Below are 13,596 nucleotides of genomic sequence, written 5' to 3'. Positions count from 1 at the left end.
GCCGATCCTCAGTACAGCACCACGGAGCGGATCGACTCGCCGCGCTTCATCAGGTCGAAGCCCTCGTTGATGCGATCCAGCGGCAGCGTGTGCGTGATCAGGTCGTCGATGTTCAGCTTGCCTTCCATGTACCAGTCCACGATCTTCGGCACATCCGTGCGGCCGCGTGCGCCGCCAAAGGCCGAGCCCTTCCATTCGCGGCCCGTGACCAGCTGGAACGGGCGCGTGGAGATTTCCGCGCCCGCTTCGGCCACGCCGATGATGATCGACTTGCCCCAGCCCTTGTGGCAGCACTCCAGCGCCTGGCGCATGACTTGCGTGTTGCCGATGCATTCGAACGAGTAGTCGGCGCCGCCATCGGTCAGTTGCACGATGGCGTCCACTACGTTTTCCACATCCTTCGGGTTGATGAAATGCGTCATGCCGAACTTGCGTGCCATGGCTTCGCGGCCCGGGTTCAGGTCCACGCCGATGATCTTGTCGGCGCCCACCATCTTGGCCGCCTGGATCACGTTCAGGCCGATGCCGCCGAGGCCGAACACCACCACGTTGGCACCCGCTTCCACCTTGGCCGTGAACAGCACGGCGCCCACGCCCGTGGTCACGCCGCAGCCGATGTAGCAGACCTTGTCGAACGGTGCGTCAGGACGAATCTTGGCCAGCGCGATTTCCGGCACCACGATGTGGTTGGCGAAGGTCGACGTGCCCATGTAGTGGAAGATCGGCTTGCCGTCGATGGAGAAGCGCGACGTGCCATCGGGCATCAGGCCCTTGCCCTGCGTCGAGCGGATGGCCTGGCACAGGTTGGTCTTGCGCGAGAGACAGAACTTGCACTGGCGGCATTCCGGCGTGTAGAGCGGAATGACGTGATCGCCGGCTTTAAGCGAGGTCACGCCGGGGCCGACGTCCGTGACGATGCCCGCGCCTTCGTGGCCCAGGATGGCCGGGAAGATGCCTTCGGGGTCCGCGCCGGAGAGCGTGTAGTAGTCGGTGTGGCAGATGCCCGTGGCCTTGATTTCGACGAGTACCTCGCCTGCGCGCGGGCCATCGAGATCCACCTCTTCGACGGTGAGCGGGGCGCCGGCTTTCCAGGCAATGGCGGCTTTGGTCTTCATGGGGCAACTCCTGTGCGAATGAGGTGGGGCGAAGGCGTGCGTGGCACGCCTTCCGCCGACAGGCCAAGACTATACGGGCAACGGCGGGATGCGGCCAGACGGATGAGCGATTATCGGCTGACTGTCGTGCGTGGTGTGGCAGGGGGCGCGGCGTTTTCGGTAGTCGGCAATTGTCCTTCGTGGCGCCGGCCCAGCCACCAGCCGAGCCACGCCCAGGCCAGTGCCAGCATCGCACCGGCCAGCGCCACCGTGGCGGGGTGGCCCGAGAGCGCGTCGATGGCGGTCTTGACCCACGCGCTCACGGCATCGCCCGCACGGTAGACCGCCGTGTCGATGACATTCTTGGCCTTGTACTTGGTCTCGGGGTCCACCACCGTGAACAGCATCTCGCGGCCGGGCCGCAGCATCGCGTATTCGCCCACGCGCCGCAGGATCATCACGCCGGCCAGCACGGCGAACGTGGGCCACATCGCGAGCAGCAGGAAGCCGCCGGCCACCGCCAGGGGCACGAGCGTCAGCAATGCGCTCACGCCGTAGCGGCGCGCCACGCGGCCCGAGAAGAAGACCTGCACGAGGATGGTCAGCGCCTGCACCGTCGCATCGAGCGCGCTGAAGACCTGCGTCTGCTGCTGGCGCGATGGAAATGCCTCGGCCACCAGCCGCGCCTGCTCGAAATACAGGAAGGTGCTTGCCGTTGCCAGCAGGATCACGAACAGGCCCACGCCCAGCAGATAGCGCGAGCGCGCCACCAGCATCAGCCCGGCCCACAATCCTCCGCCCACTGGCTCGGAAGGGTCCATCGCCTGCGTGGTATCGATGGCGCCTGCACCGTGCCGGCGTCGCCAGCCGAACAGGTAGCCCGTGCCCGGCAGCGTGGCGGCGAGCAGCGCGGCAGAGAGCAGCATCAATCCGGTCAGGCCGATGCTGCCGACCAGCCAGCCGCCGAGCACCGGACCGGCGAGCCCGCCTGCACTGGCACCCGCCGCGATCAGCGCGAACAGGCGGCGCGCCTGCTCGGGGCGAAACACATCGGCCATCAGGCTCCACGCCACCGACACCACGAACAGGTTGAACACCGACAGCCAGACATAGAACACGCGCGCCAGCCAGACGTTGTCGGGCATCGCGCGCGTGGCAAAGGCAAAGCCAAGCAGGTTGGCGACAAAGAACGCGTAGACCCACGGCACGAAGCGCCGGCGTGGCAGCCATTTGCAGCATGCGCCGTAGAACGGAATCGCCACGAGCATCACCACAAAGGTGGCCGTGAACAGCCATTGCAGATTCTTCACGCCACCGGCGATCCCCATCGTCTCGCGCACGGGGCGGAGCATGAAGTAGCTCGCGAACAGGCAGAAGAAGAACAGGAAGGCGGCGATGACCGCTGGCATCTCACCGGCGCGCACGCCGAGCAGGCGACCGGTGCGCGGGGAGGGCGGGGGATCGAGGTTGTCGGGCGGAGGCATGCCGACAGTCGTGTCAGATAGTCATGCAGTCACGCCAGCGCCGCTGCGATGCGGGCACGCTCGCGAGTGTCCGGCATACGCCCGAACGCTGCGCCGAGGTTGTCGGCCATGTTTTTCGGCTTGGATGTCGCGGGAATCGCCGCTGTCACCGCGGGATGGCTGATGATGAACTTGAGGAACAACTGGCCCCAGGACTGGCAGTCAATTTCGCCAGCCCAGTCGGGCACCGGCTTGCCCTTGACGGCGGCAAACAGCCGGCCGTCCTGGAATGGGCGATTGATCAGCACCGCCACGCCGCGCTCCTGGCAGAGCGGTAGCAGTGTTTTCTCGGCGTTGCGCTCGGCCAGCGAATAATTGACCTGCAGGAAGTCCACCTTCTCGGCGCGCAGGATGTCGGCCAGTTGCTGGTGCGCGTCCTCACGGTAATGGGTAATGCCGATATAGCGCGTCTTGCGCTGGTCCTTCCATTGGCGCAGAAGTTTCAGGTTCTCGCGCCAGTCGATCAGGTTATGCACCTGCAGCAAATCCACGCTGTCGGACTGCAGCGCCACGCGCGATTCGGTGAATTGCGCCATGGTATTGACCGCGTTGGTCGAGACCTTGGTGGCCAGGAACACCTTGCCGCGTGCCTGCACGGCTTGCAGCAGGTCTCCGGTCACGGTCTCGGCACTGCCGTAGCTCGGCGCGGTATCCACCACGGGATGGGGAATGCGCTGGAGCAGCATGGCCAGCACCTCGGCCTGCGCACCGCGTTCCTCGGCGCCACGCCCCACGTTGAAGGTATCGGCCGTGCCCATGCCGATCACGGGCAGAGACTCGTTGGTGCCGGGGATCTTGCGGCGCAGCGGCGCTTCCACCGTTGCGGCCTGCGCGGCGGCGGCCAGGGCCTGGCCCGCGGGCAGCGTGGCCAGTGCGGCGGTCAACCCCATGAAGGTGCGGCGGTCGATGCAACGGTGTTGGCTTGGCATGGCGATTCCCGGCGGTCGATTGCGCTGACCATAGCGCGTGCATGGAACGATGTAAACCGAAATGCCGCGCCGGAACCCACTGCGGACGCGGCACTGGGCGCGACGCCCGGGCCGGGTCTCGCCCCATTGCAAAAAAGCGGCGCACACTGAACAATCCCGGCACCTTTCCATCCCCTGCATTCCCTCCCTTCACAAGGACCGGATCGTGTTATCGAGCTTGCCCGGCGTGCTGTTCGATGGTGTGACATACGGCAGCCTGCTATTCCTGATCAGCATCGGCCTGTCCGTGACGATGGGGCTGATGAATTTCGTCAACCTCGCGCACGGTGCGTTTGCCATGCTCGGCGGCTATCTCTCCGTGGTGACGATGAACCGCCTGGGCGTGCCGTTCCTGGCCGCCCTGCCGATTGCCTTTGTCGGCGCCGCGCTCGTGGGCGGGTTGCTGGAGCGCACGCTCTATCGACGTCTCTACCGCGCCAGTCATCTGGATCAGGTGCTGTTCTCGATTGGGTTGACGTTCATGGCGATAGCTGGCGCGACGTGGTGGTTCGGACCTTCGCAGCAGCCGGTGCAGTTGCCCGATTTCCTGATCGGCCAGGTCAAGGTGGCCGGACTGGAACTGGGCGCCTACCGGCTGTTCCTGCTGGCCGTGGTGATCGCCATCACGCTGGTGCTGGGCTGGCTTGTGGCACGGACGCGCTTCGGCGCCCAGGTGCGCGCCGCCGTGGATCACCAGCAGGCCGCGCGCGGGCTGGGTATCGACGTGGATCGCGTCTTCAGCCTGACCTTTGCGCTGGGCTCGGGACTCGCGGGCCTGGGTGGCGGACTGGGCATCGACGTCCTCGGTCTCGATCCCACCTTCCCGCTCAAGTACATGGTGTATTTCCTGCTGGTGGTAGCGGTGGGCGGCGCGGGCAGCATCCGGGGATCGCTGGTGGCCGCGATGGTGCTGGGCGTTGCCGATGTGGCGGGCAAATACTACGTGCCTGAAATCGGGGCTTTCGTGATCTACGCGATGATGGTGCTGCTGCTTGTAGCGTTTCCGGCCGGGCTTTACGGGAGGCGAGCCGCATGACATCGCACCGCTTGCCCAATGGCCGCTGGCATCCGGCCGAGTTCGTGTTCTGGCTCATTCCCGTGGTGGCGTTCTTCGCGCTGCCCGGCTACCTGATTCTCGGCAGTCAGATTCTGATTGTTGGACTATTCGCGTTGTCGCTGGACTTGATCCTCGGCTATGCGGGCATCGTCTCGCTGGGCCATGCCGCGTTCTTCGGACTGGGCGCCTATGCGGCCGGTCTGCTTGCCGCGCACGGCTGGGGCGAACCATTGAGCGGATTGCTGGCCGCCGCAGCGGTGGCGGCCTTGGCCGGATGGCTGTGCAGCTTCCTGGTGATCCGTGGCGGCGACCTGACGCGGTTGATGGTCACGCTCGGCATTGGCCTGATGCTGTTCGAGGCCGCCAACAAGGCCGCGTTTCTGACTGGCGGCGTCGATGGATTGTCGGGCGTGACGATGGATCGCGTGCTTGGCGTGTTCGAGTTCGACCTGTTCGGCAAGACGGCGTATCTCTACAGCCTCGCCGTGCTGTTCGTCATGTTTCTGCTGGTGCGGCGCATCGTGTCCTCGCCATTCGGACTGTCGCTGCGCGGCATCCGGGAGGGCGCACGACGCATGCCGGCCATCGGCACCAACGTGCCGGGACGCTTGCGCGCCGTGTTCACGCTGGCGGCGGCCATCGCGGGTGTGGCGGGCGGGCTGCTGGCGCAGACCACGCAGTTCGTCGGCATGGACGTGCTCGGCTTTCCGCGCTCGGCGGAGCTGCTGGTGATGCTGGTACTGGGCGGCACGGGACGGCTCTACGGGGCACTGATCGGCGCGGCGCTGTTCATGATTGCGCAGGATGTGCTGTCCGGCATCAATCCGGTCTACTGGCAGTTCTGGATCGGCCTGCTGCTCGTGCTCATGGTGCTGTTTGCGAAGGGTGGGGTGATGGGAGCCATCAGCACCGTCCGCGATCGCATGGCGGCACGGCGCACCATCGCCGAAAAACAGGGAGCCGATGCATGACCGCCACCTTGCGAACCGAGGGACTCTGCAAATCCTGGGGCGCGTTTGCCGCCAATAGCGATGTCTCGCTGACGTTCGCGCCGGGCTCGCGCCATGCGCTGATCGGGCCCAATGGCGCGGGCAAGACTACGTTCATCAACCTGCTGACTGGCGCGCTGGCGCCGACGGCGGGGCGCATCTGGCTTGGCGACCGGGACATCACAAAGCTGCCGCAGCACGCACGGGTGAAGCTCGGCATGACGCGCACGTTCCAGATCAATACGCTGTTTCCGGGGCTGACGGTGCTGGAATCGGTGGTGCTGGCCGTGGCCGAGCGTGCAGGCGCATCGGGCATCTGGTCACGCACGGTGGCGTCGCAGACGGCGCTGGTGGACGAGGCGATGGGCGTGCTGGCGATGCTGCGGCTCGACCGCGATGCGGATGCGGAGACGCGTGCGTTGCCCTACGGCAAGCAGCGCCTGCTGGAGATGGCGCTGGCACTGGCCACGCGGCCGACGATCCTGCTGCTCGATGAGCCTGCCGCTGGCATCCCTGCAGGGGAGAGCGCTGAACTGTTCGCGGTTATCGCCGCTTTGCCGCGCGATATCACCATCGTCTTTATCGAGCACGACATGGATCTGGTCTTCCGATTCGCCGAACGCATCACCGTGCTGGTGGCGGGCCGCGTGCTGACCGAGGGCACGCCAGCCGAGATCGCTGCCGATCCGCGCGTGCGCGAGGTGTATCTCGGGGAGGCCGCCCATGGATGAGTTGCTCCGACTTGAATCCGTCAGCGCTGGCTATGGCGAAGCGGTGGTACTCGACGGCATCGACCTGACGCTCGGCGCGGGCGATAGCCTGGCGCTGCTGGGACGCAACGGCGTGGGCAAGACCACGCTGCTTTCGACGTTGATGGGCTTCACACGGCTGCGCGGTGGCCGGCTGCACTGGCGGGGGAAAGATCTGGCGCGCACGCCGCCGCATCGGCGGGCGCAAGGTGGTATCGGCTGGGTGCCGCAGGAGCGTTGGGTGTTTCCATCGCTGACCGTCGAGGAACACCTGGCTGCGGTGGCGCGACCGGGTCCGTGGGATATTGCCGGGATTTACCGCATTTTTCCGCGGCTGGAAGAGCGGCGCCGCAACTTCGGCAACCAGTTGTCGGGCGGCGAGCAGCAGATGCTGGCGATTGCACGCGCGCTGATGGTCAATCCGTCGCTGCTATTGCTCGACGAGCCGATGGAAGGTCTCGCGCCGATCATCGTCCAGGAGTTGCAGCGTGTGATCAGCGGGCTGATCGCAGAGAGCGGCATGGCAGTGATCGTGGTGGAACAGCACGCCCGGCTGGCGCTGGACATGACGCGGCAGGCCATCGTGCTGGACCGGGGCAGGGTGGTACATCGCTCGGACAGCGCCGCGTTGCTATCCGACATGGCGCTGCTCGATCGACTGGTAACGGTGCGCCAGCACTAGCGAAAGGTCACGGCTTCAGGCTGCTGTAAAACGCGGCAAGGTTGGCGATATCCGCATCGCTGAGCGGCTTCGCCATCAGGTTCATCATCTCGTCCTTGCGCGCGCCAGTCTTGTACGCCTTGAGCGATTTCACGAGGTAGGACTCGACCTGCCCCGCCAGATGCGGGGCCTCGGGCAGTTTCGACTTGCCATCCATGCCATGACAGGTCTGGCATTGGAGCGCCTTGGCACGGCCCGCCTGCACGTCGGCGGCGATGGCCCCGGCCGGCAGGCCGAGGCACACCACAATCAAGGCGCCGGTCAGATTGGTTGCGCCTCTCATTTCGCTCCCGAGTAGCTGATGCGATAGATGGCGCCGGCAAAGTCATCGGACACCAGCAGCGAGCCATCCTGCAATTGCTGCACATCGACCGGGCGGCCCATGTACTCGCCATTCGGCGTCAGCCAGCCCTCGGCAAACACCTCGGTTGCTCCGGCCGTGCCGTCCTTGTTCACCGCCGTGTAAACGATGCGCGCGCCGATGGGCTTGGTGCGGTTCCAGGAGCCGTGCTCGGCGGCGAAAACCCCGCCCTGATACTTGGCCGGGAACATCTTGCCCGTGTAGAACGACATGCCAAGGTCCGCTGCATGCGGGGCGTAATCCACTACCGGGAACACAACGTCCGCAGGCGGCTGGGCGTCCTTGTATTCCACCGTCCGGACCTTGCCGCCGCCGTACCATGGGAAGCCGAAGTTCTGGCCGGCCTTGGTGGCGCGGTTCAGCTCGCCGGGCGGCTGGTCGTCACCCATGCCGTCCACCTGGTTGTCCGTGAACCAGAGCGTCTTGTCGGCGGGGTTGAAGTCGAGCCCCACGGAATTGCGGATGCCGAGCGCGTAGACCTCGCGATTCTTGCCGTCCTGGCCGATGCGGATGATGCCGGACACGCCGCTCTTGTTCATCGCGGCAAGCTTGTCCTTGGGCGGCACGTTCCACGGCTGGCCCAGCGCGATATAGAGCATCTTGTCCGGCCCCACGCGGCAGGCCCGGGCGCCGTGGTTGAAACTCTCGAACTCGGCTGGCACGAGCTTGCCCTGCGGCACCACCACGCCGGCGGCCACATCGGGCCCGCCTTCGCCGAAGAACTGGGCGGCCGGGAAGGCCAGCACGCGGTTCTGCTCGGCTACGTAGAGGATGCCGTCGGGGGAGAAGCAGACACCGTTGGGTACCTTGAACGTGACGGAACTGGCGAACTGCACCACATCATCGGCCACGCGGCGCTTGGTGCGATCGGTAACCTGCCAGACTCGGTTCTTGCGCGTGCCGACGAAGACCACGCCCGTCGAGGGTTCGATGGCCATGTGGCGGGCCTCGGGCACGATGGCGTAAAGCTCGATCTTGAAGCCCTGCGGCAGCTTGATCGCCTTGAGGTTCTCGCGGATGGCGTCGGCGTTCTGGCCGGTCTGCGCCACCTTCTCGGGCGGGGGCGCGCCGGTCTGCTTGAAACTCTGGAGCTTTTGCAGGTTATCGGTGGGTGCTGCGACTGCGGCAGGGCTGGCAGATACGGCGGCCACGAACAATGCCGCCGCCATGGTGATGGCTGAGCGCTTCATCGTGCTGTCTCCGGAGTTCTTGTCGTGTGGCAGCGCGCAGGCGCCGCCAGACAAGGTTAGGACAGCTTTCGTCACAAGGGAATTTCACATTCCCAAAGGCGCGATAAAAGATTTCTACTACAGGGATAGTTGCTGGCTATCCCTGCTGGCAGGGCGGGTGGATTATTTGCCCGAGTCCTTGACGCCATCGAACTTGTCGAATTCCACGTTATAGAGCTCGCCGTTGCGCTTTTCCACCTTGCGGATGTAGACGGTCTGCACCACGTCGCGCGTGGCGGGGTCGATGGTGATGGTGCCGCGCGGGCTCTGCAGCTTCATGCCCTTGAGCGCAGCCAGGAACTTGTCGCCGTCCGTGGCGCCGTTAGTCTTCTTCAGCGCCTCGTAGATGGCAGCCATGCCGTCGAACGCGGCCACTGCCATGAAGTTGGGCCGGCCCGCGCCAGGATTGGCCGTGGCGAACGCCTTCAGGAACGCCTGGTTCTCCTTCGAATCATGCGCGGCGGAGTAGTGGAACGACGTGATCACGCCCAGCGTGGCATCGCCCATGGCGGGCAGCACGTGGTCGTCGGTCAGGTCGCCCGTGGCAATCACGCGGATGCCGGCATCGGCCAGCCCGCGCTCGCGGAATCCCTTCATGAAGGCCACGCCCTGCTCGCCAGCAGGCAGGAACAGGAATACCGCCTCGGGTTTGGCGTCCTTGATGCGCTGGATGAACGGGGCGAATTCCGGATTGCGCAGCGGCACGCGGATCGATTCCACGATCTGGCCGCCACCGCCGATGAAATTGGTCTTGAACGCGGTCTCGGCATCGATGCCCGGCGCGTAGTCGGCCACCAGCGTGACCACCTTCTTCACGTTGTTGCGCACGGCCCAGGTGGCCATCGGCGCGGAGATCTGCGGCAGCGTCATCGAGACGCGCGCAATGTAGTTCGACTTCGTGGTGATGATCGAGGACGCAGCGTTGAAGATCACCATCGGCTTCTTGGCCTGCTCGGCCACGGGCGCCACGGCCAGCGCCTCGGGGGTCAGGCCGAAACCGGCGAGCACGTCCACCTTGTCGCGCACCACCAGTTCTTGCGCCAGCCGCTTGGCTACCTCGGGCACGGGGCCGGTGGTGTCCTTGACGATGATCTGCACCTTGCGGCCCGCCACGGTGTCACCGTGGATCTGCTGCCACGCCTTGATACCGCCTTCCATCTGTTTGCCGTAGTCGGCAAAGCTGCCCGAGAACGGCGCAATCAACCCGATCTTCACGGGATCGGCAGCATGGGACAACGGGGAATGCGCGAGAACGGCAAGGGCGCCGCACGCCAGCATGGCGCGCCGCAGCAGACTGAACGTCATGGAGATCTCCCGAAAGTGCAGTGTTGTAGGGCTGCATCGAGTGGGGAGTGTAGAGGGGGGAGGGGAGGCGGGCAATCGGGTTTGCCCGGTGTTTTATCGGCAATCTCTGCCGGTTTGCTCCCCTCTCCCGCATGGCGGGAGAGGGGCTGGGGGAGAGGGGAACCAAAAACATGAAGCGGGAGAGACGCTTCAAACCACCGTCGACAACGCCAGCGTAAACAACAGCGCCACCACCGAGATAATCGTTTCCGCCACGGACCACGTCTTGAACGTTTGCGCCACGGTCATGTTGAAGTATTCCTTCACCAGCCAGAAGCCGCCGTCGTTGACGTGCGAGAGGATCAGCGAGCCGGCGCCCGTGGTCAGCACCAGCAGTTCGGGGCGGGTGCCCGGCACGCTGGCGGCGATGGGGGCAACGATGCCGGCTGCAGTGGTCATGGCGACCGTGGCCGAACCCGTGGCGATGCGGATCATCACCGCCACCAGCCAGCCCAGCACGAGTACCGAGACGTGGGCGTTGTTGGCCACGTCGACGATGGCCGTGGAGATCCCCGAGTCGCGCAGCACGCGGCCGAAGCCGCCGCCTGCGCCTACCACCAGCGTGATGATGGCCGTGGGGGCCACGCACTCGTTGGTGAACTTCAGGATCGACTCACGGGTAAAGCCGCGCATCTTGCCGAACGTGTAGAAGCTGAACAGCGTAGCGATCAGCAGGGCCATCACCGAGTTGCCGATGAGCTTCAGGAAGTCGTTGGCAAAGGTCTTCGGCGTGGCAATCAGGTCTGCCCAGCTACCGATCAGCATCAGGAACACCGGCAGCAGGATGGTCAGCACCGTGATGCCGAAGCCCGGCAGGTTGCCCGCGCGCGCGTTCTCTCCTTCCTCGGTCAGTTGCTCGGCCAGCGGGTTCACGGCGGGCAGCTGGATATGCTTGTCGATCAGCTTGGCGAACAGCGGTCCGGCGATGATCGCGGTGGGAATACCGACGATCAGCGCGAACATGATGGTCTTGCCGATGTCGGCGCCATACGCCTGCACAGCCAGCAGCGCGGCCGGGTGCGGCGGGATCAGGCCGTGGACCACGGACAGGCCGCAGACCATCGGGATGCCGACCAGGATCATCGACGTGTTCGTGCGCTTGGCCACGTTGAACGCGATGGGAATCAGCAGCACGAAGCCCACTTCGAAGAACACCGGCAGGCCCACGATGAACGCGATGACCACCATGGCCCAGTGCACGTTTTTCTCGCCGAAGAAGTCGATCAGCGTCAGCGCGATGCGCTCGGCGCCGCCGGACTCGGCCATCATCTTGCCCAGCATCGTGCCCAGGCCGATCACCAGCGCGATGTGTCCCAGCGTGCCACCGACCCCGGCCTCGAAGGACTTCACGATATCGCCCATCGGCATGCCCACGGCAAAGCCAAGGGCTACCGACACCACCACGAGTGTGATGAACGGGTTCAGTTTGAATTTGGCAATGAGGATCACCAGCGCGATCACCGCGATCAGCGCGTACACCAAGAGCGTGGTTCCCGTAACGGCACCCATGTCTCGTCTCCTTGTCGCGGGTGCCGGCCTGAGGACGGTCCGCTCTCGCTATGAAAAAGCCGCGATTTCTTGCGAACGCGGCGGGTTGATGAAATCGTTGTGTGCGCCGGCTGGCTCGCCGGCAGCACCTGCGGAGGGCAGGCGCTCAAATCAAAAAATCAGGTCGGGACTGAATCAGGGCTTGCGATACGCGATGCAATCCACTTCTACCTTGCAGTCCACCACCATGCTCGACTGCACGCAGGCGCGGGCCGGCGGATTGGCGCCGAAGTATTCCTTGAAGATCTTGTTGAACGAGGGGAAGTCGCGCGCATCGTCCAGCCACACGCCACAGCGCACCACGTGCTCGGGGCCGTAGCCGGCTTCGGCGAGGATGGCCAACACGTTCTTGATGGCCTGATGCGTCTGCGTGACGATGTTGCCTTCCACCACTTCGCCATCGACCATCGGAACCTGGCCGCTGACGTACAGCCAGCCGTCCGCCTGCACCGCGCGTGCAAACGGCATGTGCGAGCCGCCCTGGCCCGTGCCGCCTTCTACGCCGAATCGCTTGATGTCCATGGAAACTCCTTTGCTCTGTATGTTCTGAAATCAGGATGGGCGTGCGCCGCGCGGCAGGAAGCGCCCGGCGCGTATGCCAGTGGCTTCGCGGTGCTGCCACGACAGCTCGCCATTGACCCAGACGGCGGCGATGCCTTCGGCCGGCTGCATCGGGTCGGTAAAGCTGGCGGCGTCCCGGATGGTGGCCGCGTCGAACAGCACAAGGTCCGCCCAGTAGCCTTCGCGCACGAAGCCGCGTTCGGTGAGCCCGAAGCGCTCGGCGGAGAGGCCGGTCATCTTGTTGATCGCCACGGCCAGCGGAAACAGCTCGCGGTCACGTGCGTAATGCCCCAGCACGCGCGGGAACGCACCCCACAGGCGCGGATGGGGCAGCGGATCGTTGGGGAGTCCATCGGAACCCACCACGGTGGCCGGGTGGCTCAGGATGCGGTCCACGTCGGCATCTTCCATGCAGTGATAGACCGCGCCGGCCGGCTGCAGGCGGCGCGCGGCCTCGTGCAGGTCCACGTTCCAGTCAGTGGCGATATCGGCCAGCAGCCGTCCGCCCTGATCGGGATGGGACTCGGACCACGTGACCTGGATGTCGAAGTCGCTGGTGACCTGCTTGAGATCGAGCGTCGAGGAACTGGCCGTGTACGGATAGCAGTCGCAGCCCACCGGCTGCCAGCGCTGCGCCGTTTCCAGCGATTGCAGCACCTGGCCGCTGCGGCCCCAGTTCGGCACGCCCGCGCATTTCAGGTGCGAGATCACTACCGGCACGCGCGCGTGACGGCCGATGCGGTACGCCTCGTCCATCGCGTCGAGGATTTCGGCGAATTCGCTGCGCAAGTGCGTGGCATAGAGCGCGCCGGCATCGGCGAGCGGCTCGGCCAGCGCCAGCACCTCGTCGGTAGGCGCGTGGAAGGCGTTGGCATAGGCGAGCCCCGTGGACAGGCCCAATGCGCCATGCGCCAGGGCTTCTTCGAGCTGGCCGCGCATGGCGGTGATCTCTTCCGCCGTGGCCGCGCGGTCGAAGCGGTCCATGTGGTTGCTGCGCAGCGCGGTATGTCCTACCAGCGCCGCCACGTTAACCGAAGGCTGCGCGGCGTTCACGGCATCGACATAGGTGCGGAAATCCGGGTAGCGGAACGCCTCGGCACGGCCGAGCAGGTTCATCGGGTCGGGCGGATCGCCGGGCAATGTCACCGGCGCGGCGCTGATGCCGCAGTTGCCGACGATCACCGTGGTCACGCCTTGCGAGATCTTCGGCGTCATGGCCGGTTCGCGTACCACGTTGGTGTCGTCGTGCGTGTGGACGTCGATGAAACCGGGCGAGAGCACCAGCCCGTGGCCTTCCACAACGTGCGACGCGGTATCCGGATCGATCGTGCCGGCCTCGTCGATGCGGGCAATGCGACCATCGCGCAGCGCCACATCCGCCATGCGGCCGGCAGCGCCGGAGCCGTCGAGCAGCATCACGGCGCGAATCAGGGTATCGAACAGGTGTGGCAT

General features: G+C 65.4%; 13 protein-coding genes. 4 read left to right on the top strand and 9 right to left on the bottom strand.

The genetic code is table 11. The features are described 5' to 3' along the window. Positions 1-8: 8 nt before the first annotated feature. The 3 genes from FFS21_RS04435 to FFS21_RS04425 all read right to left on the bottom strand — a co-directional run bounded on the left by FFS21_RS04435 (position 9) and on the right by FFS21_RS04425 (position 3,546). Entirely contained in the window at positions 9-1,115 is a 1,107-nt protein-coding gene (locus FFS21_RS04435; protein WP_137923730.1) for an S-(hydroxymethyl)glutathione dehydrogenase/class III alcohol dehydrogenase, read from the bottom strand. A gap of 110 nt (positions 1,116-1,225) precedes the next feature. Beyond that, entirely contained in the window at positions 1,226-2,578 is a 1,353-nt protein-coding gene (locus FFS21_RS04430; protein WP_137923729.1) for an NTP/NDP exchange transporter, read from the bottom strand. A gap of 29 nt (positions 2,579-2,607) precedes the next feature. After that, entirely contained in the window at positions 2,608-3,546 is a 939-nt protein-coding gene (locus FFS21_RS04425; protein ID WP_137923728.1) for an aldo/keto reductase, read from the bottom strand. Positions 3,547-3,751: 205 nt separating this feature from the next. Here FFS21_RS04425 and FFS21_RS04420 point away from each other — a divergent pair, with 205 nt between their 5' ends. Genes FFS21_RS04420 through FFS21_RS04405 form a run of 4 tightly spaced genes read left to right on the top strand, consistent with a single transcriptional unit; the run spans position 3,752 to position 7,062 of the window. Continuing rightward, positions 3,752-4,621 (top strand): branched-chain amino acid ABC transporter permease, encoded by an 870-nt coding sequence (locus FFS21_RS04420; protein ID WP_137923727.1) that lies wholly within the window; start codon positions 3,752-3,754, stop codon positions 4,619-4,621. Further along, the gene (locus FFS21_RS04415) at positions 4,618-5,613 is read left to right on the top strand and encodes a branched-chain amino acid ABC transporter permease (RefSeq protein WP_137923726.1); all 996 of its coding nucleotides are present in this window, start codon (positions 4,618-4,620) and stop codon (positions 5,611-5,613) included. Before FFS21_RS04420 ends, FFS21_RS04415 begins: the two co-directional genes overlap by 4 nt. Beyond that, positions 5,610-6,362 (top strand): ABC transporter ATP-binding protein, encoded by a 753-nt coding sequence (locus FFS21_RS04410; RefSeq protein WP_137923725.1) that lies wholly within the window; start codon positions 5,610-5,612, stop codon positions 6,360-6,362. Before FFS21_RS04415 ends, FFS21_RS04410 begins: the two co-directional genes overlap by 4 nt. Beyond that, positions 6,355-7,062 carry an ABC transporter ATP-binding protein gene (locus tag FFS21_RS04405; RefSeq protein ID WP_137923724.1) on the top strand — a complete coding sequence of 236 codons (708 nt, stop codon included), beginning with the start codon at positions 6,355-6,357 and terminating at the stop codon, positions 7,060-7,062. The genes FFS21_RS04410 and FFS21_RS04405 overlap by 8 nt, the downstream gene beginning before the upstream one ends. Positions 7,063-7,069: 7 nt before the next feature. Here FFS21_RS04405 and FFS21_RS04400 read toward each other — a convergent pair whose 3' ends face one another. The 6 genes from FFS21_RS04400 to FFS21_RS04375 form a co-directional block, all read right to left on the bottom strand. Continuing rightward, the gene (locus FFS21_RS04400; protein ID WP_137923723.1) at positions 7,070-7,384 is read right to left on the bottom strand and encodes a c-type cytochrome; all 315 of its coding nucleotides are present in this window, start codon (positions 7,382-7,384) and stop codon (positions 7,070-7,072) included. Continuing rightward, the gene (locus FFS21_RS04395) at positions 7,381-8,652 is read right to left on the bottom strand and encodes a PQQ-dependent sugar dehydrogenase (protein WP_249359130.1); all 1,272 of its coding nucleotides are present in this window, start codon (positions 8,650-8,652) and stop codon (positions 7,381-7,383) included. Before FFS21_RS04395 ends, FFS21_RS04400 begins: the two co-directional genes overlap by 4 nt. Positions 8,653-8,814: 162 nt before the next feature. After that, entirely contained in the window at positions 8,815-9,996 is a 1,182-nt protein-coding gene (locus tag FFS21_RS04390) for an ABC transporter substrate-binding protein (protein WP_137923722.1), read from the bottom strand. A gap of 189 nt (positions 9,997-10,185) precedes the next feature. After that, positions 10,186-11,544: a GntP family permease gene (locus FFS21_RS04385; protein WP_137923721.1), complete on the bottom strand. Its 1,359-nt coding sequence runs from the start codon at positions 11,542-11,544 to the stop codon at positions 10,186-10,188. A gap of 174 nt (positions 11,545-11,718) precedes the next feature. Next, positions 11,719-12,105: a RidA family protein gene (locus FFS21_RS04380; RefSeq protein WP_137923720.1), complete on the bottom strand. Its 387-nt coding sequence runs from the start codon at positions 12,103-12,105 to the stop codon at positions 11,719-11,721. A 30-nt stretch (positions 12,106-12,135) separates the two neighbouring features. After that, positions 12,136-13,596 (bottom strand): N-acyl-D-amino-acid deacylase family protein, encoded by a 1,461-nt coding sequence (locus tag FFS21_RS04375; protein ID WP_137923719.1) that lies wholly within the window; start codon positions 13,594-13,596, stop codon positions 12,136-12,138.

Source organism: Cupriavidus sp. 2SB (genome assembly GCF_005503625.1).
In the GTDB taxonomy this organism is placed as follows: Bacteria; Pseudomonadota; Gammaproteobacteria; order Burkholderiales; family Burkholderiaceae; genus Cupriavidus.
This window is presented reverse-complemented; position numbering and strand designations above follow the sequence as displayed.